This window comes from Nonomuraea glycinis, from assembly GCF_035920485.1.
GTDB lineage: Bacteria > Actinomycetota > Actinomycetes > Streptosporangiales > Streptosporangiaceae > Nonomuraea > Nonomuraea glycinis.
Window position 1 is genome coordinate 155,948 of the sequence record NZ_CP109166.1, and the last position, 19,878, is coordinate 175,825.

The 19,878-nt window shown below is 70.2% G+C and carries 19 protein-coding genes, 1 tRNA gene and 1 pseudogene; 10 read left to right on the plus strand and 11 right to left on the minus strand.

Features of this window, described 5'->3' with window-relative positions:
* Positions 1-22 precede the first annotated feature (22 nt).
* Positions 23-481, plus strand: a complete 459-nt coding sequence (locus OHA68_RS00760) for an ArsR/SmtB family transcription factor (protein ID WP_327105856.1) — start codon at positions 23-25, stop codon at positions 479-481.
* Here OHA68_RS00760 and OHA68_RS00765 read toward each other — a convergent pair.
* Genes OHA68_RS00765 through aztB form a run of 5 tightly spaced genes read right to left on the minus strand, consistent with a single transcriptional unit; the run spans position 472 to position 6,075 of the window.
* Positions 472-1,956, minus strand: a complete 1,485-nt coding sequence (locus OHA68_RS00765) for a cobyric acid synthase (protein ID WP_327105857.1) — start codon at positions 1,954-1,956, stop codon at positions 472-474. The two genes, OHA68_RS00760 and OHA68_RS00765, sit on opposite strands and share 10 nt — an antisense overlap.
* Positions 1,957-1,974: 18 nt before the next feature.
* Positions 1,975-3,126, minus strand: coding sequence for a zinc metallochaperone AztD (gene aztD / locus OHA68_RS00770; RefSeq protein ID WP_327105858.1), 1,152 nt, complete (start codon positions 3,124-3,126; stop codon positions 1,975-1,977).
* 17 nt (positions 3,127-3,143) lie between these two features.
* Positions 3,144-4,016 carry a metal ABC transporter substrate-binding protein gene (locus OHA68_RS00775; RefSeq protein ID WP_327105859.1) on the minus strand — a complete coding sequence of 291 codons (873 nt, stop codon included), beginning with the start codon at positions 4,014-4,016 and terminating at the stop codon, positions 3,144-3,146.
* Entirely contained in the window at positions 4,013-5,260 is a 1,248-nt protein-coding gene (locus OHA68_RS00780; protein ID WP_327105860.1) for an ABC transporter, read from the minus strand. Before OHA68_RS00780 ends, OHA68_RS00775 begins: the two co-directional genes overlap by 4 nt.
* On the minus strand, positions 5,257-6,075 hold the full coding sequence (aztB, locus tag OHA68_RS00785) for a zinc ABC transporter permease AztB (RefSeq protein WP_327105861.1): 819 nt from the start codon (positions 6,073-6,075) through the stop codon (positions 5,257-5,259). The genes OHA68_RS00780 and aztB overlap by 4 nt, the downstream gene beginning before the upstream one ends.
* A gap of 62 nt (positions 6,076-6,137) precedes the next feature.
* Here aztB and aztA point away from each other — a divergent pair, with 62 nt between their 5' ends.
* Genes aztA through OHA68_RS00800 form a run of 3 tightly spaced genes read left to right on the plus strand, consistent with a single transcriptional unit; the run spans position 6,138 to position 7,591 of the window.
* Positions 6,138-6,785: a zinc ABC transporter ATP-binding protein AztA gene (gene aztA, locus OHA68_RS00790; protein WP_327105862.1), complete on the plus strand. Its 648-nt coding sequence runs from the start codon at positions 6,138-6,140 to the stop codon at positions 6,783-6,785.
* Positions 6,786-6,830: 45 nt separating this feature from the next.
* Complete coding sequence (locus OHA68_RS00795) at positions 6,831-7,409, plus strand: ArsR/SmtB family transcription factor (protein ID WP_327105863.1); 579 nt, start codon at positions 6,831-6,833, stop codon at positions 7,407-7,409.
* Between the two features lie 14 nt (positions 7,410-7,423).
* Positions 7,424-7,591 carry a hypothetical protein gene (locus OHA68_RS00800; protein ID WP_189137110.1) on the plus strand — a complete coding sequence of 56 codons (168 nt, stop codon included), beginning with the start codon at positions 7,424-7,426 and terminating at the stop codon, positions 7,589-7,591.
* On the opposite strand, the gene OHA68_RS00805 is transcribed toward OHA68_RS00800, so the two are convergent.
* Both OHA68_RS00805 and OHA68_RS00810 read right to left on the minus strand, forming a co-directional pair.
* Positions 7,579-8,514: a cobalamin biosynthesis protein gene (locus OHA68_RS00805; RefSeq protein WP_327105864.1), complete on the minus strand. Its 936-nt coding sequence runs from the start codon at positions 8,512-8,514 to the stop codon at positions 7,579-7,581. The two genes, OHA68_RS00800 and OHA68_RS00805, sit on opposite strands and share 13 nt — an antisense overlap.
* Positions 8,498-9,280, minus strand: a complete 783-nt coding sequence (locus OHA68_RS00810; RefSeq protein ID WP_327105865.1) for an aminoglycoside phosphotransferase family protein — start codon at positions 9,278-9,280, stop codon at positions 8,498-8,500. Before OHA68_RS00810 ends, OHA68_RS00805 begins: the two co-directional genes overlap by 17 nt.
* A 183-nt stretch (positions 9,281-9,463) precedes the next feature.
* Here OHA68_RS00810 and OHA68_RS00815 point away from each other — a divergent pair.
* Positions 9,464-9,540, plus strand: a tRNA-Arg gene (locus OHA68_RS00815).
* A gap of 71 nt (positions 9,541-9,611) precedes the next feature.
* Here OHA68_RS00815 and OHA68_RS00820 read toward each other — a convergent pair.
* Positions 9,612-10,775, minus strand: coding sequence for a tyrosine-type recombinase/integrase (locus OHA68_RS00820; RefSeq protein WP_327105866.1), 1,164 nt, complete (start codon positions 10,773-10,775; stop codon positions 9,612-9,614).
* Between the two features lie 369 nt (positions 10,776-11,144).
* Positions 11,145-11,273, minus strand: coding sequence for a hypothetical protein (locus OHA68_RS00825; RefSeq protein ID WP_327105867.1), 129 nt, complete (start codon positions 11,271-11,273; stop codon positions 11,145-11,147).
* A gap of 271 nt (positions 11,274-11,544) precedes the next feature.
* Here OHA68_RS00825 and OHA68_RS00830 point away from each other — a divergent pair, with 271 nt between their 5' ends.
* The gene (locus tag OHA68_RS00830; protein WP_327105868.1) at positions 11,545-13,071 is read left to right on the plus strand and encodes a hypothetical protein; all 1,527 of its coding nucleotides are present in this window, start codon (positions 11,545-11,547) and stop codon (positions 13,069-13,071) included.
* Between the two features lie 220 nt (positions 13,072-13,291).
* On the opposite strand, the pseudogene OHA68_RS00835 reads toward OHA68_RS00830, so the two are convergent.
* Positions 13,292-14,500 (minus strand): annotated as a pseudogene (locus OHA68_RS00835) (plasmid pRiA4b ORF-3 family protein).
* Between the two features lie 279 nt (positions 14,501-14,779).
* On the opposite strand from OHA68_RS00835, the gene OHA68_RS00840 reads away from it, so the two are divergent.
* Together OHA68_RS00840 and OHA68_RS00845 are read left to right on the plus strand one after the other, a co-directional pair.
* Positions 14,780-15,775, plus strand: a complete 996-nt coding sequence (locus OHA68_RS00840) for a DUF4236 domain-containing protein (protein ID WP_327109437.1) — start codon at positions 14,780-14,782, stop codon at positions 15,773-15,775.
* Positions 15,776-16,077: 302 nt separating this feature from the next.
* Positions 16,078-16,329 (plus strand): hypothetical protein, encoded by a 252-nt coding sequence (locus OHA68_RS00845; RefSeq protein WP_327105869.1) that lies wholly within the window; start codon positions 16,078-16,080, stop codon positions 16,327-16,329.
* A 607-nt stretch (positions 16,330-16,936) separates the two neighbouring features.
* Here OHA68_RS00845 and OHA68_RS00850 read toward each other — a convergent pair.
* On the minus strand, positions 16,937-17,494 hold the full coding sequence (locus OHA68_RS00850) for a hypothetical protein (RefSeq protein WP_327105870.1): 558 nt from the start codon (positions 17,492-17,494) through the stop codon (positions 16,937-16,939).
* A 51-nt stretch (positions 17,495-17,545) separates the two neighbouring features.
* Here OHA68_RS00850 and OHA68_RS00855 point away from each other — a divergent pair, with 51 nt between their 5' ends.
* Positions 17,546-17,755 (plus strand): hypothetical protein, encoded by a 210-nt coding sequence (locus OHA68_RS00855; protein ID WP_327105871.1) that lies wholly within the window; start codon positions 17,546-17,548, stop codon positions 17,753-17,755.
* A gap of 365 nt (positions 17,756-18,120) precedes the next feature.
* Positions 18,121-19,497, plus strand: a complete 1,377-nt coding sequence (locus OHA68_RS00860; protein ID WP_327105872.1) for an IS1380 family transposase — start codon at positions 18,121-18,123, stop codon at positions 19,495-19,497.
* Positions 19,498-19,878: the final 381 nt, after the last annotated feature.

Genomic DNA, 19,878 nt, shown 5'->3' on the forward strand with positions numbered 1-19,878 from the left:
GAGTTGTCGGTACGGTGCTGGGGTGAGCAGCATCGAGGAGCGCCTGCGGGAGCTCGAAGCCCGCGTCGCCGCCCTGGAGGGTGAGCCGTCGCCGGCGGCCACCGGCGACGACACCGGCCGTCTGACCTACGGCGGTGAGGCCAGGCTCGGCGGCTACCGGTGGCAGTGGGAGGTGGCCCGCTCCCCCGGCTGGCTGGTCGAGCAGCCGACCGGGCCGCTGGCCGGCGTGCTGGCGGCGGCCGGGCACCCGGCCAGGCTGCGGATCCTGCAACTGCTCGTGGCGGGCCCGCAGCCCATCGCCGACCTGCAGAGCGAGCTCGCCCTGGCCTCACAGGGGCAGCTCTACCACCATCTCAAGACGCTGACCTCGGCCGGGCTGGTGGAGCAGCCGGAACGGGGCGTCTACCGGGTGCCGCCGCAGGCCGTCTTCCCGGTGCTCGCCCTGACCGCCGCCGCCACGGACGTGGTCCATCAGAGCTGACGCGCCCCCGGCGGCAGCGGCGGCACCTTGGGCGGGCCGTACTCGATGAGGTCGCGCAGCGCGCCGGTGTCCAGGTGCTGCTCGACGAGGTCGCCGAGGGCGTCGAAGCGCTCCTCGCGCAGCCGGGCGAAGTCGCTGCCGGGGTGCGGGACGAAGGCGCGGCCCGCCCGCAGCGCGACGTCGGCCAGGAAGGCGCGGCGGAAGGCGTCGTTCTCCAGCGCGCCGTGCCAGGTGGTGCCCCAGACGCTGCCGGCGCGGCACCCGTCCAGGAACGGCTCGCCGCCCTCGACGGTCACCCGCCCGTGGTGGATCTCGTACGCGTGCACCGGGTGTCCGTAGGCGTGGCCGGTGGGCCGGCCGAGGATCTTCTCGGCCGCGAACTCCACCCGCACGGGCAACAGGCCGAGCCCCTCCACGCGGCCGGCCCCGGACTCCACCTCGTCGAGGATCTCGCGGCCGAGCAGCTGGAAGCCGCCGCAGATGCCCAGGATCGGCCCGGTACGCGCGCGCAGCGCCGCCGCCAGGCCGGTGTCGCGCAGCCAGGCCAGGTCGTGCACCGTGGCGCGGGAGCCCGGCACCACCACGAGGTCGGCGTCGTCCAGCTCGCCCGGGTCCGTCACGAATCGCACCGCCACCCCGGGCTCGGCCGTCAGCGCGTCCAGGTCGGTGAAGTTGGAGATGCGCGGCAGCCGCACCACGGCCACCCGGAGCGTCTGCCTGCCGTACGGCCTGCCGGTGGTGACGGCCCGGCTGTCCAGCGCGAGGGAGTCCTCGACGTCCAGCCAGAGGCCGTCCAGCCAGGGCAGGACGCCGTACACCTGCCGCCCGGTGAGCTCCCTGAGCTGGTCGAGGCCGGGTTCGAGCAGTTCCCTGGCGCCGCGGAACTTGTTCACCACGAACCCGGAGATGAGCGCCTGATCATCGGCGTCCAGCAGGGCGACCGTGCCGTAGAAGGCGGCGAACACCCCGCCCCTGTCGATGTCGCCGACCACGATCACCGGCAGGTTCGCGGCCCTGGCCAGGCCCATGTTGGCGATGTCGCCCGGGCGCAGGTTGATCTCGGTGGGGCTGCCCGCGCCCTCGCAGACGACCACGTCGTAGCGTTCCCTGAGCCGGGCCAGCGCGCCCAGGGCCGCCTCCCGGAGGAGGTCCCTGAGCGCGCCGTACTCCATCGCGTCGACGTCGGCGACCGGGCGGCCCATGAGCACGACCTGGCTGCGGCGGTCGCTGCCGGGCTTGAGCAGGATCGGGTTCATGTCCGCGACCGGCTCCAGGCCCGCGGCCTGCGCCTGCATGGCCTGGGCCCGGCCGATCTCGGCGCCGTCCGCGGTGACGTACGAGTTCAAGGACATGTTCTGGGCCTTGAACGGCGCCACCCGGACGCCCTGCCTGGCCAGCCAGCGGCAGATCCCGGCGGTGACCACGCTTTTACCGGCGTCTGACGTGGTGCCCGCGACGAGCAGTGCCCCTTTCACGCGGCCAACCGTAGCGGATCAGTGTCCAGGGCCGCTGATCTCGTTCGGCGGCTGCGGCAGCGTGGTGGTGCGGAGCTTCGCGCCCGACTCGACGTCGATCGCGTGCACCTGCTTGGCGGCCGGGTCGGTCACGTACGCGACGTGGCCGCGGACGAACAGGGCCGGGCGGGGCTGCTGCCAGTCGATCGGCTCCTGCCAGTCGCCCAGCACCTCGAACGTGCTGACCTCCTTGCCCTTGACCGGGTCGATGACGTGGATCGCGCCGTCGGTGCCGAGCACGAGCGCCTCGCCGTGCGGCCCACGGGCGAGGGAGCGGAAGGTGTAGCTGGTGCCGAGATCGACCAGTTTCATCTTGCCGGTCCGGGTGTCGATGAGCGAGATCCGCTCGGGGCGCTCCAGCTCGGCGTCCGCGTCGATCTTGTAGTCGCCGAGGACGACGGGCGAGGCGTCGGTGCCCGCCTGGTTGCCGACCCGGCCGTACGCGTCGGGGCTGTCGATCTTGGTGATCTTGCCGTCGCGGTAGACGAGGACGCCGTCCTCGCAGCCGATCACCACGGCCTCGCCCTGGGCCGTGGCCTCGCCGTGCACGCCGGGGCACCGCTCGCTGCGGGCGATCTCCGCGCGGTCCTGGCCGAGCACCAGGATGCCGGTGCGCTTCTCCTCGGTGCCCAGGGTGACCAGGAGCTCGCCGTTCGCCAGTTGGATCGCCACTCCGTGGTGCGGGGACGCCGCCTGGTAGACCTCGCCCTTGGGCAGGCCCGCGGCGAGCTGCTTCGGGTCGAAGACGGTGACCTGGCCGGTGCCGTCGGAGAACAGCACGGTCTTGCCCGCGTGGCGGACCACGTGGCCGGGCTTGGCGCCCTTGAACTCGTCCGGCTTGAGCTCCGGGGTGGTCGCGTCCAGCACGCGGAACCCGGTGGCGGTGGAGACCAGCACGTGGCGGTCGTCGCCTGCCGCGTTCACCCGGTTGAAGCCGGGCAGCGGGATGGTCTCGGCCAGCGTGAGAGTCTCGCCGTCGAGCACGTACAGACCGCCGTCGTACGTCGTGACCAGGGGATCGTTGACCGGCGGGCGCGGAACTTCCACCGGCGGCGGCGCGGCGACAGGCGCGGCGCCGCAGGCGCTCACCAGGAAGGCTGCGGCGGCGAGCAAGGGCAGGGTGCGATTCATTTGTTCTTGTCCAATCTTCAGGGGGTTGTGCCAAGGCCGTCGACCATGGCGTCGGTATTGGCGCGCATCATCCGCAGATAGGTGTCGGCGCCCTGTCCCGGCCCGCTCAGCGACTCGGTGAACAGGGCCACGACCTGGACCTCCACCCCCGCCTCCGCGGCCAGGACCCGCGCGAGCCGGTCGGGTCGCGCGGAGTCGGTGAAGATGGCGGGCACCTCGTGCTCGCGGATGGCGTCCGCGAGCTCCTTGAGGTCGGCGGCGCTCGGGGAGGCGAGGGTCGTGCCGCCCGGGATCACGGCGCCGACGATCGTGAAGCCGTACCGCTGGGCGAAGTGGCCGAAGACGTGATGGTCGGTCACGAGCTCGCGCCCGGCGGGTGGAATGGCGCTGAGGCGCCGTGCCATCCAGGCGTCCAGGCGTTCGATCTCGCGGCGGTAGGCGGCGGCGTTCGCCCGGATCGCCGCCGGGTCGACGCCGTCGATCCGCTCGACGGCCCCGGCGATCGCGTCCACTGCCATGGCCATGCGCCGTGGGTCGGTCCAGAAGTGCGGGTCGGGGCGGAGCGGATCGGCCGCCTCCACTGCCGCCAGGGTCGCGACCCCCGACTCCCGCGCCGCCTGGACGTTGCGCAGCACGCCCTCCTCCAGGCCGAGACCGTTGTACACGACGAGCGCGGCCCGCTCCAGCCGGGCGGCCTGCTGGGCGGAGACGCCGAACGAGTGCGGGTCGGAGCCCGGCTTCATCAGCACCGTGACCTGGGCCTGGTCGCCGACGATCATGCGGGTGACGTCGCCGAGAATGTCCGTGGTGACCACCACCTCGGGACGGCGCTCGGCACCGCTCGCGCAGCCCGCCAGCAGCATCGCCAGCACGATCAGCAGGATTCTCATCGGCCCGTCTCCACCATGTGCGTGGGTGTGAAGTCCAGCTCGAACGTGCGCGCCCGGCGCAGCCCGTCGCGATAGTCGATCTCGTGTACGGCTTTCACCGCCGGATCGTTGATGTAGGCCCTGTTCGGATCCGCCTGGATGGTCACGCGGTCGTCGGCCCTGTCGAGGAGCCGCGTCTTCGCGAGCTTCCTGCCGGACTCGGGGTCCCAGGAGTGCAGGACGCCGTCGGTCGTCAGGACGAGCACCGGGGCCTGCGGGCCCGTAGCGGTGACGGCGGCCACCGGGCCCGTTTCGAGGCGTTTCCAGCTCTTCGCGGTGACGTCGAGCACCCACACGCCTCCGTCACCGGCGATGGCCGCCAGGACCGTGCTACCAGGGCGGCCGCTGAGCTCACCCGGACGCTCGCCCTCGCCCGAACGCCCGCCCGAGCGCTCGTCCGAGCGCTCGTCCGGGCGCTCGTGCGGGCGCTCGTGCGGGCGCTCGTGCGGGCGCTCGTGCGGGCGCTCGTGCGGGCGCTCACCGCGATGGGGGATCTTCTCCGCGCCTTTCCCGCCGACGAGCAGCGCGCCGTCGGCGCAGCCGAAGACCGCGCCGCGCCTGGTCACGACCGCGCCGCGCGGCTGCGGGCAGGGCTCGTCGAGCCTGCCCGCCGGCGCACCCGCTCTGGAATGGATCGCGACCGCGCCGCCTACCGGCACGAAGAGCCGTTCGTCGTACGGCAGCGCGGTGCCGGTCCCCGGGACGGTGGCCGTCTGGGCGATCAGCCCCTCCTCCAGCTTCGCGCGGTCGAGCAGGCGGACTCCGCCGGAGCCGGACACCGCCGTCACAGCCGCGTCGCTGAGCGCCCGACGCCCGGTGACCGTGCCGACGTCACGGGGGGTGGTTCGGTAGAAGTGCAGGTGGTCGCCGTGGTCGACGGTCCAGCCGCCGCTGTCGATGACGCGCAGCGACTCACCGGCGTGGGCGACATAGGCGAAACGGCCGTCGCCTGTGATGCCCTCGACGGACGCGACCCGGGCCACGGCGGTGACCTTCTCGGTGATCAGATCGAGTACGTGCACCGCCCCGGTGCCCGCGTCGGCCAGGACCAGGCGGGCCTGCGGCTCGGCCGTCTCCTCGGCGCCCCGTACGTATCCGTGCGTCGGCACCGCGTCCGCGGCGTCGAAGTTTGCGGGTCCGGCGGCCTTCTCGGTGTCCCCGCACCCGGACAGCAGGATGATCGCCACGAGCAGCGCGGCCTTCATCGGTGGCCTCGCAACCGGGACGCCAGCGCCGACACGAAGAACATCGACACGGCCACCGCCGTGATGGTCGCCCCGGCGGCCGTACCGAGATGCCACGAGACGAGCAGCCCGGTCACCGCCGCGCCGATGCCGAGCAACGCCGCCCCCAGCATGATCACCGGAATACGGGTGGCCCACAGCGCCATGGCGGCGGGCGGCGCGACGAGCAGCCCGAACACGAGCAGCGTCCCCACCACGTGGAACGACGCCACGATCGCCAGCGTGACCAGCCCCAGCATCAGCGCGTGCGCCAGCCGGGGCCGTAACCCCAGCGTGCGCGCCTTGCGCGGGTCGAAGGCCAGCGCGACGAACATCCGGTGCCCCACCACCGACACCAGCCCCGCCACCAGCAGCGCCGCCACCAGATAGCCGAGCTCCCGCCCGCGCACCGCCAGCACGTCACCGAACAGGAACCCGGTCAGGTCCACCGCGAACGACCGGGAGTGCGACACGATGATCACGCCCAGCGAGAGCATCCCGGCGAAGAGCAGTCCGATGCCGGTGTCCTGCGACAGCCGGGGCGACCTGCCGAGCGCGGTCACCCCCGCCGCCATCGCCACCGCGGCCACCAGCGCGCCGAGCACGAGACTTCCGCCGAGCAGCGAGGCCAGCGCCACGCCCGGCAGCATCCCGTGCGACATCGCATCGCCCAGGAAGGCCAGGCCCCGCAGCACCACCCAGGTGCCGGCCAGCGCGCAGATGAGCGACACGAGGATCGTCGCCCACAGCGCATGTCGTACGAAAGACACCTCAAAGGGGCCAATTAGCCAGTCCATGATTCGGCACTCTACAATGAAAACCGTTATCAAGTTCAAGTGAGAGGGCTCAGATGACGGGCATGGCGATCGACGAGCTGGTGGCCGGCTACCCGGGGCGGACGGTCCTGCGGCAGGTCACGGCGCGGATCCCCGCCTCAGCGGTGACCGCCCTGGTGGGTCCGAACGGCTCCGGCAAATCCACCTTGCTCGGCGTCCTGGCAGGCGTGATCCCCGCCACCTCCGGCACCGTCGAGCGCCCGCGCGCCCCCGCCTTCGTCATGCAGCGCAGCGACGTGCCGGACGCTTTGCCGATCACGGTCCGCGACACCGTGGCCATGGGCCGCTGGGCGCACCGGGGACCGTGGCGGCGACTGTCCGGACACGACTGGTCGATCGTGGACGGCTGCCTGGCCCGCCTGGACATCCTCGACCTGGCCGCGCGCCCGCTCGGCTCCCTGTCGGGCGGTCAGCGCCAGCGCGCCCTGGTCGCCCAGGGATTGGCGCAGGAGTCCGAGGTGCTCCTGCTCGACGAGCCCACCACCGGCCTCGATGCCGAGGCCGACCTCCTGATCCAGACGGCGCTCGCCGAGGCGAAGGCCGCCGGCGTCACCGTCGTGCACGCCACCCACGACCTGCCCTCGGCCCTGCGCGCGGACCACTGCCTGCTGCTCGACGACGGCCGCCTCCTCGCCGAAGGCCCACCCCACTCCCTGCTCACCCCGAGATAGGAAAATTTAGTTGCGCAATTTTTCTTTCCTATCTACGGTCGAGTCATGGCCACCGACGAGAACCGGCGCATCACCGAGCTCGACACGCTCAAGGCGCTGGCGCACCCCCTGCGGCTGAGGCTCTACCGCGCCCTTTACCAGGCGCGCACCGCCACCGCCTCACAGCTGGCCGACCAGGTCGACGAGGCCGTCTCCCTGGTGAGCTACCACCTGCGCAAGCTGGCCGCCCACGGCGTCATCGAGGAGGCCGGCCAGCAGAGCTCCGACGGCCGGGAGCGCTGGTGGCAGGTGGCCTTGAGCAGCTACTCCGTCAGCCACAAGGACTTCAGCGACGCTCCCGAACAGGCCGCCGCCTACTCCGCGTTCACCCGGCTGGCCTTCCGCGAGCACGTCGAGCTCTACGAGCGCTACCTCGACGAGCAGTCGGCCTGGGCGGAGGAGTGGCGCAGCGCCGCCTTCAACTCCCGCTCCCTGGCCCGGCTCACCGCCGACGAGCTGCACCAGGCTGACGAGGAGCTGCGCGAGGTGCTCAAGAAGTGGCAAGCACACGCCGACACGGCACCGGACGCCGAAGGCCGCGAGAACGTCGTCCTCCACCTGTTCGGCTTCCCGACCCGTCCCTGATCTGGAGCCACGCCATGCATCCCGACATCCACTTACGACTCCACCACATCCGCGCCGCCGAGCTCCACTCGCAGGCGAAGGCCCGCCCGCGCCACCGCTCCCCCTGGTCGGCCGTGCGCCTGCGCCTGGGCTGGAAACTCGTCGAGACCGGCCTCCGCCTGGTGACCCTTCAGCGGGTCTGAGCCCGGCGCACCGCCCAGGCGGTCAGCACGGCGGCGCCCGCGGCGACCAGGCCCACCGCCCTGGTCAGCCGCGCCGCCCGCCGGATGTCCCGTACCCGCGGCTGAGGCCCGTCCCCCATGGTCGGCCGCCGCTCGATCCTGCCGCCGTAGACGTTCACCCCGCCCAGCGTGACGCCGAGCGCGCCGGCGAACGCCGCCTCGCACCGGCCCGCGTTGGGGCTGGGGTGCCGGTGACCGTCCCTTTTCAGTACGGCCAGCGCCCCCCGCGGGTCCGGACCCGCCAGTACGGTGATCAGCCCGGTGAGCCGAGCCGGGACATAGTTCGCCACGTCGTCGAGCCGGGCCGCCGCCCAGCCGAACCGCTCGTACCGCGGTGACCGGTGCCCGACCATGGCGTCCAGCGTGTTGATCGCCCGGTAGGCCAGCAGCCCCGGCACCCCCGCCACCGCCCCCCAGAACAGCGGCGCCACGACCGCGTCCGAGGTGTTCTCCGCCAGCGACTCCACCGTGGCCCTGGCCAGCTCCGGCGCCGCCAGCCCGGACGGGTCACGCCCGCACAGGTGCGGCAGCCGTTCCCGAGCCCGCCGCAGGTCCTCGTCCTCCAGCGCCTCGGCCATGTGCTCGCCCTCGCGGGCCAGCGTGGTGCCGCCGAGCACGGCCCACGTCGCGGCGGCGGTCAGCGCCGTACGGACGACCGGCTGGCGAACCCGCTCCGCCAGCGCCCCGATCCCCGCCGCCGCCCCCACACAGAGCGCCACATGCAGCACCCCGTTGGCCCGCGCGTCTCCGTACAGCTTCCCTTCGAGCCCGCCCGCGACCCGCCCGAACGCCGCGACCGGATGCCCCTTACGGGGATCGCCGATGATCGCGTCGAGCGCCACTCCCAGCGCGAGCCCCGCGGCTCGGTCAGACCAGATACGCATGCAACTCATCTTCGTGGACATCCAGCCAGGCTCCGGCCCGCCGGATGCGCTCCCCCGCGCCGCTCGCCCACATCCGCCCCCAGCTTCCCCCTGCCGCGGCCCGGGTGCGCATGACCGTGTAGGACCGCTGGAAACGCAGCCTGGACAGCTCAAGCAGCCGGCGACGATCACGCGGGCGGACACCGTACGCGTCGCAGAACACCCGCAACCGCTCCCCCACCTCGACCCCGCGTAACAGCGGATGGCGGTCGACCGGATCGGCGATGGGCGCCCAGTGCCGCAACGTGGTGACCACATCGAACAGCCGCGTGGTGGGCCGCGCCAGATCAAAATCAATCATCGCGTACGACCGGTCGTCACGAAAAACCACGTTCTCCGGGGTCAGATCACAATGTCCGATGACCTCTGGGGGCGCGTCATCATTCGACCCGCCCTCCCAGCCGTCATGAGCCAGCGGGAACCCCGCCGTCGCATCATGAAACCCGCGCAACAACCGTGCCACCCCGGCCAGCGCCTCACCGGTGACACTCGCCGCCGTCCACCCCGTCGTCCCGGGTAGAAAGGTCAGAACCTCCCGCCCCAACTCGTCCACCCCGAGCACCCGCGGCGCCCCCTCGAACCCCGCCGCCGCCAGATGGCGCAGCAGAGCATGCACAGCGGGCGTCGACTGACCGACCGGCCTGCGCACCGTGTCCCCGACACGCACCACCCCGTCCGTCACATCACCGCCCTGCAGCGGAATCTCATGCAGGAGGGTCGCGAACATGACATGACAGATTAGACCCCCCGCGACGCCCCCGCCTGGCCTTTTTGCTCACAGATGGGTCGCGATCACCACCCAACCGGACCGCCGTTTTACGAGGGCAAGATCGCGTACGTGGGGGTCGAGGGCTGACACGGGCGAAACCTGTGCATGACAAGTCGCCGGATCATGCACAATAAGTCGGGAGCGCCCTTAGCTCAGCTGGATAGAGCATCGGACTTCTAATCCGACGGTCGCAGGTTCGAATCCTGCAGGGCGCGCCACTCCACCTGCGGAAACTCCAGCCGCAGTCGCGGCCAACGGTGGCATGGGGCAGATGTGAGGCAAAGCTGAGTCACACGCTGAGCTCCCGCCCGAGCGCGGACGCGGCGCTGAGCACCAGCCGAGCCGTTCCCCGGGCAGCTTCGTGCGCCACCTCCGGCAGCACCGAGACGTAGGTGTCGGCGGTCAGCACGATGCTGGCATGCCCCAACATGGCCTGCACCACCTTCAGATCGGTGCGCGCGGCCAGCGCCAGCGTGGCGGCGCCATGCCGCAGGTCGTGCAGCCGGATCGGCGGGAGCCGGGAGGCGGCCACGAGCCGGCGGAACCGGCCCGTGAGGTAGTCCGGCCGCAGCGGCGCACCCGTCGCGGTGGTGAACACATACCCGGAGTCCTGCCAGCGGGTGCCCGCCGCCGCGCTCAGCTCCTCATGGCGCTCGCGGTGCCGCATCAGCACCCGCACGGTCTCCGCGTCCAGGGCCACCACCCGGCTACTGGCGGCGCTCTTCGGCGGGCCGACCACGACCTGACCATCGGCGTGCACCCGCTGCTGCGCCACCGTCAACTCCGCCGCCTGCAGGTCGACGTCCGTCCAGCGCAGCCCGGCCAGCTCACCGCGACGCAGCCCGCGCAGCGCGGCCAGCCACCATGCGGCATACAGATCGTCCTGCGCGACGCCGACCAGGAAGGCCGCGAGCTGCTGTTCGGTCCAGACCGCCACCGCCGGACGTTTTCCCGCCTGCTGCCACCGGGCCGTCCGCCCGGCTGTCCAGACGACCGGATGCGGTCGCCGGGGATGCGGCAGGTCGGCGCCGTTGGCCGGGTTGACCGGGATCAGCCGGGCACGGACCGCCGCATTCAGCGCAGTCCGCAAGGTGGCGTGGATCCGCACCACGGTAGCGGGCGACAATCGGCAGCCGGTCGGCGAAGGACGGGACGCGAGCGTCGCGAGCAGTCCGTTGACATCGCGCGAGGTGAGCTGGTGGAGCAGGATCCGTCCCAACTGCGGGATGAGGTAGAGACGGATGTGCGTGGCGTAGCCCTGCCGGGTCGACGGACGCAGGGCGTCCTTGGTGGCCAGCCAACGGGCCAGCCACTGCCCGAGCGTGCATCCGGCCCCTGCGCCGTCGCGGTCGGCAGCGGCCAGAGCGCGGCCTGCCGCTTGCGCTTCCTCAGGGTCGGCGTAACCACCCTGGCGGACGCGCTGCCGCTGCCCGTCCAGGCCGCGTACCTGCACCGCGAAATACCAGCTACCGTGATCGTCATCTACCGGCAGACGCGGACACGTTCCGCCTCGCTGACGCCCCGTTTCCGCATCCACACAGCCGCATCGCCTGCTGACCTGCACACGTGTTTTTGCCATCTGTCCCATCTCCCCCGGTGTGCGACGACAGACGCGCCAGCTAGGGCTCGCATCCGATCGGGGGATGACCTCAGGTCAAGGTGTCCGGAGTGCGGGCGGAATCTCGGGTTGAGTCAGGTCAGCTCGCCGTACAGGCCGACAGCCTGCTGGGAGGCTTTCACAAAGGTGCCCAGGCGGTTCGCATGGGTGAGATGGAGCGCGGCTCAATCGCCGGGTCTCGAATGGTGGCCAGGCGGTGGGCGGTCAGCCGAGTGGACAAACGGCGATCCCGAGGTCAAGGTCGATGTGCCGGCCGGACGGCAGGCAGGCTTCGATGGCCTCCAGAAGAACCGGGTCGATATATGCCAGGGCGGCGCTACCGACGTTCGGCATGAGCTGGAGGTGGGCGCCCCAGACAACAGACGCCGGGTGACGGCATGCACCATCGACAAGATCACGAAACGTGATTTCAGGTGACCCGGACCAGCCATTTGGCGCCCCAGAGCCCTTCCTTCCACCGGACGAAGGGCTCGGTGCTTGAAGTACTCGAGTTCTTGAGCCCTACACCTGCTCCCGAGGTCAACCGAATGGCTCCCACTGCTGACCGGTTGGCGGCCCTATACTCGGCTGCCGGAAGCGATCCGACCGTGCCAGAGTGATCCACATGATCCCCGCACACGTCCCCGACGAGCCACCACTCACCTACGCCGACAGCTTCGATGTACCGGTCCTTTTCCGCAACGGGCCTGCGAGAAAGCCCCGGAGGCGGTGGCGGACGGCCAAGCACCAGCCGTGGGCCGGGTCACACGGGTTCCCGGCGACCGACGGCTGGTACGTCTCGACCACCACCTGGCGGGAGATCATCAAGGCCGCCATTGAGGTCGGCCGCGACGTCACCCCGCACCTGCAGAATCAGCCGCAGTACGCGCACGGGGAATTCGTCGCCCGGGTTTCCCCGCTGTACGCCTACCTCGGCGCGCACCCCGTCAAGCCTCAGCACCCCGTACGAGGCACCACGGGCCGGCGCCTGACCCTGAACCCGGTCTACGCGTACGGTACCGAGCGCAGCGCGAAGAACGCCGCCGCCTACCGACTGGGCATGACGATGACCGAGTGGGCCTGCCGCTCACTGCTGGGCCTCGGTCAGACCGAGCACCTCGAACTCGGTGGCCCGATCCCCGCCCTGCTCGACACGTTCAAGGACCCGAAGAATAAGCTGCCCGACCTATGGGGGCAGCATCAGGCAGAGGACCTGTACTGGCTGATCGAAGCCAAGGGGGGCGACGTGGGCCTCAGCACGCTCCGCAAGGGGTGGGCGCAACTGGCCGCCGGCAGCAAGATCCTCGGCTCGTACGCCCATCGCACCGTCCTGGTCGGAGCGTCCGTGCGGCCCGGAGACGACCTCTTCCTCACCATCGACCATGACCTGCACCCCGGCCAGCCGCCGCTCACCCCAGCCGGAATCGCCATCGACGACGAGTCAGCGGCTGGCCCGGGTAACCTCGAAGACCGTCTCGGCGACAGCGACGACGCGCTCATCGGCGCGGCCCGCGCCCAGATGCTCGCCTACCTGGCGCTGCGCTCCGCTCCCGCCTCGCAACTGCGCACCGTTCCCGTTCCCGCCGAACGCGCGTCCCGTCATCGGCGCTCCGGGCTGACCACGCCCCTGGAAGGCGACGACTTCACCCGCGGTATGCGGGCCGAAGCCCGCGGAGTAGCGCCTCACGCCGAGCGGCATATCCTGCGGGCCAGAATGCGTTCCATGGGCCTCGACGACTTCCTCACCTGCCGCATCCCCGGAACCGAGGTTCACCTGGGCATGTCCCGGAAGCTGTTCGCCGCCTGCGAGCGCCTCCACGAGGAAGACCTCGCCATCGCCCAGCGCACCCCAGGGCTGCGCGCCGAGGACCAGCCGCCCGAGAACCAGGAACTCAGCGACGACGCTCAGGAAAGACAGCGACTCACCCAGCGGCGGATCTTCCGCGAGCAGCAGGAGGAAGCCCGCCCTCGGCTGCGCCCCCTGCTCCGCGGCGCCTACGAGCGGGGAGCGACAAGCGACTGGAGTGACCTGCTGCGCCGCCCCCAGGAGCCAGAAATCCACCTGGAAGGCGACGAAGGGCTCCTCGAAGCGGCGACGCCGGAGACCTACCTGGCCGTCAGCCGCTACGGCCTGCCCCCAGCACGCGCCTAGCTATTAAGGCTCGCATTCGATCAGGGTGACCTCAGGTCAAGTGTCCGTGGTACGGGGAAGCTCCGGGGGAGGCGGTCGGCGCTGCCGCGATGAGTCCCGATCGGGCACCACCGGGGCTTCCGTGCAGGGATCGCCCTTGCCGGCATTTCAGCCGTTGATGTGCGGGGCGAATGCTACAGCGGGGAGGCGCGCGAGCTGCCCGTCTGCGACGCGCATCTGATCACCCAGCCGAGGCCAGCGCTCGGCGGGCGGCTTCGAGGGCGAACCGGGCCGGGTCGAACTTCTGCGCGCTTTTCAGACCGGCCCAGCGGACGTATTCGTCGTGCTCGTCGTGTTCGGGATCGGCCAGCACCAGGCGGAGGTATGCGTAGCCTCCGATGCCGCCGACGTCCTCTGGTGGGCAAGCTCCCGCCCCGTCCACCAGCACCGGTTAACGGACCCCTTCCTCCGCGGTGAGGATCTCCTCCAGCACGATGTCATGCCGCCAGCTGTCACCCAGGTCGTACTCGTACTCCATGGCTGCCCCGACCTGTGCGAGCACCTCCGCCAGCGAGGTCTTCTTCTCGTCCAGAATGTCCAGATCCCACTCGGGTGACGCTTTGCCGTACAGGACACCGCCCACCGTGAACAGGTGGAGATGACGGCCCTCCCAGCCCATCGCCGCGACCAGGATGTCGTGCAGCCTGTCGATCGTGATCCCGGGTGAGACGAGCAGGCGCCGCCAGATCACCGGATCCGCACTCTCCTGGAGTGTCACCCGAATCTGGTAGATCGGCTCTCCCGGTGCGGCCTCGCCCAGGCTGCGCCGTACGGCGTTCACCGCCACCGGGGTCAGAGTCGCCGTCTCCTGCGTGGGCTCCACCGCGCCCAGCCGGACCAAGACGGCCAGCAGTCGATCGATGTCCTGGCCGGCCATCCGCCGCTGCGCTTGCGGGTCGCGCATCTCGTAGTACGGCGACGCGATCTCCCAGGCCAGCTCACGCAGATCCGCAACGGGCACCGGCCCGCCGTACAACCTACGCAGCAGCGCCGGCCAGATGAGCGTGAACTCCTCTCCGACCAGCGACGTGGACCAGTAGTTCCGGGGGAAGAGCGCCTCGCTCATCTTCCCCAACGCTGTGAACGACGCCTCCCACAATCGCTCCGAGTCCTTCAGCAGTGGCGCCGCCTTCATCACCGGCAGCAGCCGGCCCTTGACCACCCGGACCAGCCCAGCCGCTTTGGCCCATTCCACGATCAGGTTCAATCCGGGCAGGTCGGTGCTGCTCTTCGTCCGGAACACCCGATCGCCGATCTTCGGGTCGATCTCGTCACCGGTCTCCAGCAGCGCCACCAGCGCCCGCGCGTCCGACAGCGTCAGGTTCCCCGTCTGGGTCAGCTTCCGGCCTTCGCCCACCCACTCGGTGAACGCCCGCAACTCCTCCTGCATAGCGTTCAGAGTATGACCCAGGGGCTGGCCTCAGTCGCTCGTGCTGCGCGAACCAGCCCTTCCTGGCCCCTGAGAGACGCCAGGATCGGCGCCGTGGCGAAGAAGCGCAAGGCGAAGGCGAACCCCGCGTGGGGAGTCAGCGGTCACCCTGTCCGGCGCGCGCTGCGACTCGCCGCCCGTCAGCCTTCGCCCGACCCGGTCTCGGGCATCCACAGGGTCGGACTTCGGCCGCAGTAACGGGCGCCCGGGTCGGAAGGATTCCTCATAGTGGGTTTCTATGTGCGCACCAGCCTCAGGGCTGGACCGTTCCGGTTCACCCTCAGCCAGGCCGGGATGGGAGTCTCGACCGGAATCCCGGGCCTTCGGGTGGGGATGGGCCCCCGCGGCAACGTCGTGCGCATGGGACGCGGAGCGATCTCCTACCGCACCATCGCGCCCGACCATGACGTGGTCATGCACGATGTCGTCAGCCTGGTCCCGGCCCAGCCGAGTGACATCGTCCAGCAGTTGCAGAAGGCCGCCCAACGCCGGCCGTACTGGCCGTTCGCCCTGGCCGCCCTGCTCGTCGCGGGACTGGTGACAGGCCGGTTCGGCCTGGTCATCGTCGCCGTCGGGCTGCCTTGCGTGCTCTGGGTGGCGTTGCGCGATCGGGCGGCTCGCGCGGTGGTCGTCATGTACGACGTGACCGACGAGGCCGCTTGGCGCTTCGATCAGCTCGTCACCTCGATCACCGATCTCCAGCGAGCCCACGGGTTCTGGCTGATCACCGCATCCGGCGCGATCACCAGCACCTACCAGTTCAAGGTGAACGCAGGCGCCGCCAATCTGCTGCGCAGGCTGAACGCCTCGGCCCGGCTGACGGGACCGCGGATCCTGGTCACCAACGTCGCCGTCCCGACCCTGACCGCAGGCAACCTGTCGGTGCACTTCCTCCCCGACCGGGTCCTGTTCCAGAACGGCCGCCACGTCGCCGACCTCGCCTACCAGCACCTCCACGTCGGCATGCAACACGCCCGCTTCATCGAAGAAGGCCCGGTGCCACCCGACGGCACGGTCGTGGACTCCACCTGGCGCTACGTCAACGTCAAAGGCGGCCCCGACCGCCGTTTCAAGAACAACGCCCGCCTGCCCATCCTGCTGTACGGCAGGCTCATCCTCCGCAGCCACAGCGGTCTCAACCTCGTCTGGGATGCCTCACAAGCCCCGCTCGTCCAAGCGGTGGCGAACGCACTCCACCAGTCCATCGCCGCCCGCCCACCCGTGATCCACCCCTGAGAAGGACCCGGAGTCTGTTGCCGGCCAGCGCACCGCTCACGCACGGTGACAGGTGTCGGAGGCGGGACGCGCCTTGCTCGGTTCATGATTGATTGCACAGAGGGTGAACGGGCTCCGAAGCTACCGCCGGCGCCACCGGCGGGCAAGATCCACAAGTGGTGCCGATTCTCACGAACATCTCGACACGCGGCACCGGCAACGTGGCGCCGAAAGTCGCGAACATCTGGCGCCCAATCTCGCAAACGAAGCCACACAGGTCAGAGTCGTCGTGGCCCGTTTTGACGCGGTACAGGCACATCACCGTGTCGAACGGCAGGATCGTGCGGCTCGGTCAGCCGTTCGTGAACGACGAGGGCGAGGCGGAGGTGGACGACGGTCGAGGCGAGCCGATCGAGGATGACGCGCCGACGCTGACGGCGATCAAGACCGTCCTCGCCATCGAGGAGCGGCGGGCGAAGCTCCTCGGGCTGGACACGCCGGTCAAGCAGCAGGTGGGCGGGGATGTCACGGTGACGTACGCGTTCGAGGGCGTGGACATGGGGGGCCTGACGTGATGCGGGGCCACCCCCAAGGCTGGCGACGACCCCGCGCTGGCTCAGACGTTTACCGTCCCGGATCGATCACAGTTGTTGCAGGCGAAGTTGACCGAGGCCGGGACCTGGGTCGTGTGGCGGACTTGTGCGCCCCATCCCGAACGGTCGTCAGTGATGGCGTGGGCGGGCGTCTCGTCGGTGACGGTGACATCTCGGCTGCGGCAGTAGGTGCAGTAAGCCTGCATGGTTGCCCCTCAGGGTCGGCGGATAGCGACATGCAGGGGGGTTGTGATCATTATGGCACGGTTTGCGATGGGTGATCGACAGCCATGACCACCGTCCTCTCACTGCGCCACCACTACCGGCCGCGTGGCGCCGCGGCGGAGGTGTTCGCCTGCCGCGCCCCGGAGGTCCTCCTGTCCGGCCCGGCCGGCACCGGCAAGTCCCGGGCGGCGTTGGAGAAGCTTCACGCGATGATGCTGGCCAACCCGGGTGCGCGTGGCCTGATCGTGCCTAAGACGCTCGTTTCGCTCGGCTCGACTGGTCTGGTGACGTGGCGGGAGAAGGTCGCCGCGGAGTCGATCGCGGCACGCTGGGGCGATGAGACGGACGCCGGGGGCGGCGTGGACTACTGTTCAGCCGGAAGGTGCGACGCTTCGCCCGGGGTGAGGGACGAATCTCTCCGTCCCGTCAGTTCCTTGTTCGCCGCGTTCATGAAGCGCTCACGAGCCTCTGCTCGCGTGACGACCGCGGCCCAGAAATCGCCCCGCTTCGGGCGCAGCACCGCGTTCACGAGATCGCTGCTGGCCTGCCGCACCTCTGGTGAGCCCGAGAGGATCTGGACGATGGACTGCTGGCGGGTCATCCGCATCGCCGCGTCAGGGCCGAAGTTCTCGAAACCGGGCTTGGTCACGATCTCGGACTGATCTGCGTTCGTCAGCTTCTCGACGGTCTCGAAGCTGACGCGGCCCTCGGCGTCAGCGGCAGCCGCGAGGAACTTGGCGTACGCCTCCTTGCGGGCCTCGTGGAAGCGGGTGCGGTCCCGGTCTGCGATCTCTAGCTGCGTCTTCCGGTCGGCCGCCTTGAGCGTCATTCGCTGGCCGATGAGGGTGATGATGCCGGTCAGGCCGCCGCCCAGGAGGACGCTGCCAGCGGCGATGAGAGCCGTGATCATCTGGTCTGTCATGGGATCACGGTAGGGCGTGGCACGCTGAGCTGCGCACCTTAACTGTTTCCGATGACCGCCTGGGCGGAGGCGTTCGTTAGCGAGCGCACCGCCGTTGCCCGCTCCCCCCGTAAGTCCCGCGTCCCGCTCACCATCCGCGCCGCCCGCTGGCTCGCCCGCAAACTGCCCCGCTGGGCCGCGATCCGCACCCTCCTCCTCAGCGTCGCCGGTTTCGGCCTGCTCACCGCCGCGGCGTGGATGCTGCACATGGCGGTCGGGTGAGCGCGGCCAGGTACACCCCAGGGGCTGATTTACGGATGATGCCGGGCGGTGACCACCGTCTCGATCAGGTAGGTCAGGCCGAGCCGGTCCAAGCTGTCCAGGTCATGGCGCTCACCCAGTAGGCGACATCCTTCTCGCGCAGCTTCGTGAGGACCTTTGCCGCGGTATTCGACCTGGACAAGGACGTTCGTGGTGCGGGGCTCGTGTCCTGCTTTCATCGGCCCAGAAGCCAGAGACATCTAACCTCGGGCTTTCGCGGGGAATTTGAGCCGGGCTGATCGTTCACATGAGAAAAGTGCCTTTGAGCTGGGAGGATGGGGCTTGTCTAGAGTCCTGTCCACGCCAGATCAGAAGGCACTTTTCGAGTGAAGACTATCGCGTCCCAGCGCAAGATCGTGGTGTCCGCGGACGGTTCGGGACTCGTCTCCCAAGCAGGCGCCCTGCTGCTGCTCCACACCCTCCGCGCCACCGGCCTGGACCAAGCGTTATCCACCCAGTTGCAGCGCTGGCGGCCGGCCCGGGCCGTGCACGACCCCGGCAAGGTCATCGCCGACCTGGCCCTCACCCTGGCTCTGGGCGGCGACTGCCTGGCCGACATCGCGCTGCTGCGTTCCCAGCCCGACCTGTTCGGGCCCGTGGCCTCCGACCCCACCGTCTCCCGGCTGATCGACCGCCTCGCCGCCGACCCGGCCCGAGCACTGAAAGCCATCCGGGCCGCTCGCGCCGACGCACGCCGGCGAGCCTGGCACCTGGCCGGCCATCATGCGCCGGGAGCCGACGGAGAGCTGATCCCGCTCGACATCGACGCCACCATCGTCATCGCCCACTCCGACAAGCAGCACGCTACCCCGACCTGGAAGAAGACCTTCGGCTTCCACCCGATGACCGTCTTCGCCGACCACGGCCCGGGCGGTTCGGGCGAGCCGCTGGCACTCCTGCTCAGACCGAGAAACGCCGGCTCCAACACCGCTGCCGACCACATCGACGCCGCCCGGCTCGCCCTGGCTCAGCTACCCCGCCAGCGCCGCCGCCAGGTGCTGATCCGCACCGATTCCGGCGGCGGCACCCATGAGTTCCTGTCCTGGCTGACCCGGCCCGGCCGATGGCTGTCGTACTCGATCGGGTTCACCCTCACCGACGACATCCAGGCTGCGCTTCTGCGGTTGCCGAAGACCGCGTGGACACCCGCCTACGACGCCAACGGTCAGGTCCGGCCCGGCGCCTGGGTGGCCGAGTTGTCCGGTCTGCTGGATCTGGCCGGCCGGCCCAAAGGTATGCGCGTCATCGCCCGCAAAGAACGCCCGCACCCCGGCGCCCAACTGCGCTTCACCGACATCGAAGGGCACCGCTTCACCGCCTTCGTCACCAACACCAAGCAAGGTCAGCTCGCCGACCTGGAGCTACGCCACCGCCGCCGGGCACGCTGCGAGGACCGCATCCGCTGCGCCAAAGACACCGGCCTGGCCAATCTGCCCCTGCACGACGTCACCCAGAACCAGATCTGGTGCGAGATCGTCGCGCTGGCCTGCGAACTCGTGGCCTGGATGCAGATGCTCGCCCTGCACGACACCGAGGCCCGCCGCTACGAACCCAAACGCCTACGGCTACGCCTGTTCGCCGTCGCCGGACGGCTGGTCCGCGGAGGGCGGCGCCTGCGCCTGCGAATCGCTGAGCGATGGCCCTGGGCCGGCACACTCCTGACCGCCCTGGCCCGGCTCCAAGCCCTGCCGGCACCCACCTGACCAGCACCAAACCGCCCCCCACGAACCAGAAAGGACACCCACGGGCCCGTGGAACCCCGCCCACCCGGCGCGTCAATCGGGCTCTTCACGCTGACCACAACGTGAAATCAACCCTCGGCCGAACCGCTTACCTGACCATACGAAGATCGTGAAAGATCGAGACTAATCGACGCACCTGCGTGACTGCAGTGAGCACTCTTCGACTGCATGAGTGCGCGCGCCTTCCGAGATCTCGGAAGGCGCGCGCACTCATGCGAGGAGGACACAGGCACCGGGCCCTCCCCTTATCGATCCCCTAGCTCACCCGCATCCGTAAGGCAACCGGGGGACTGCAAGCGCTTGACGACAAGTGCTTACTATTGTGCCCGCGTTCAACATCGC

Coding starts and splice junctions, on each gene's coding strand:
- aztD (WP_327105858.1), bottom strand. CDS start 3,126: ATGAATCGCACCCTGCCCTTGCTCGCCGCCGCAGCCTTCCTGGTGAGC.
- OHA68_RS00775 (WP_327105859.1), bottom strand. CDS start 4,016: ATGAGAATCCTGCTGATCGTGCTGGCGATGCTGCTGGCGGGCTGCGCG.
- OHA68_RS00780 (WP_327105860.1), bottom strand. CDS start 5,260: ATGAAGGCCGCGCTGCTCGTGGCGATCATCCTGCTGTCCGGGTGCGGG.
- aztB (WP_327105861.1), bottom strand. CDS start 6,075: ATGGACTGGCTAATTGGCCCCTTTGAGGTGTCTTTCGTACGACATGCG.
- aztA (WP_327105862.1), top strand. CDS start 6,138: ATGGCGATCGACGAGCTGGTGGCCGGCTACCCGGGGCGGACGGTCCTG.
- OHA68_RS00795 (WP_327105863.1), top strand. CDS start 6,831: ATGGCCACCGACGAGAACCGGCGCATCACCGAGCTCGACACGCTCAAG.
- OHA68_RS00800 (WP_189137110.1), top strand. CDS start 7,424: ATGCATCCCGACATCCACTTACGACTCCACCACATCCGCGCCGCCGAG.
- OHA68_RS00805 (WP_327105864.1), bottom strand. CDS start 8,514: ATGCGTATCTGGTCTGACCGAGCCGCGGGGCTCGCGCTGGGAGTGGCG.
- OHA68_RS00810 (WP_327105865.1), bottom strand. CDS start 9,280: ATGTTCGCGACCCTCCTGCATGAGATTCCGCTGCAGGGCGGTGATGTG.
- OHA68_RS00825 (WP_327105867.1), bottom strand. CDS start 11,273: ATGCCGAACGTCGGTAGCGCCGCCCTGGCATATATCGACCCGGTTCTT.
- OHA68_RS00830 (WP_327105868.1), top strand. CDS start 11,545: ATGATCCCCGCACACGTCCCCGACGAGCCACCACTCACCTACGCCGAC.
- OHA68_RS00850 (WP_327105870.1), bottom strand. CDS start 17,494: ATGACAGACCAGATGATCACGGCTCTCATCGCCGCTGGCAGCGTCCTC.
- OHA68_RS00855 (WP_327105871.1), top strand. CDS start 17,546: ATGACCGCCTGGGCGGAGGCGTTCGTTAGCGAGCGCACCGCCGTTGCC.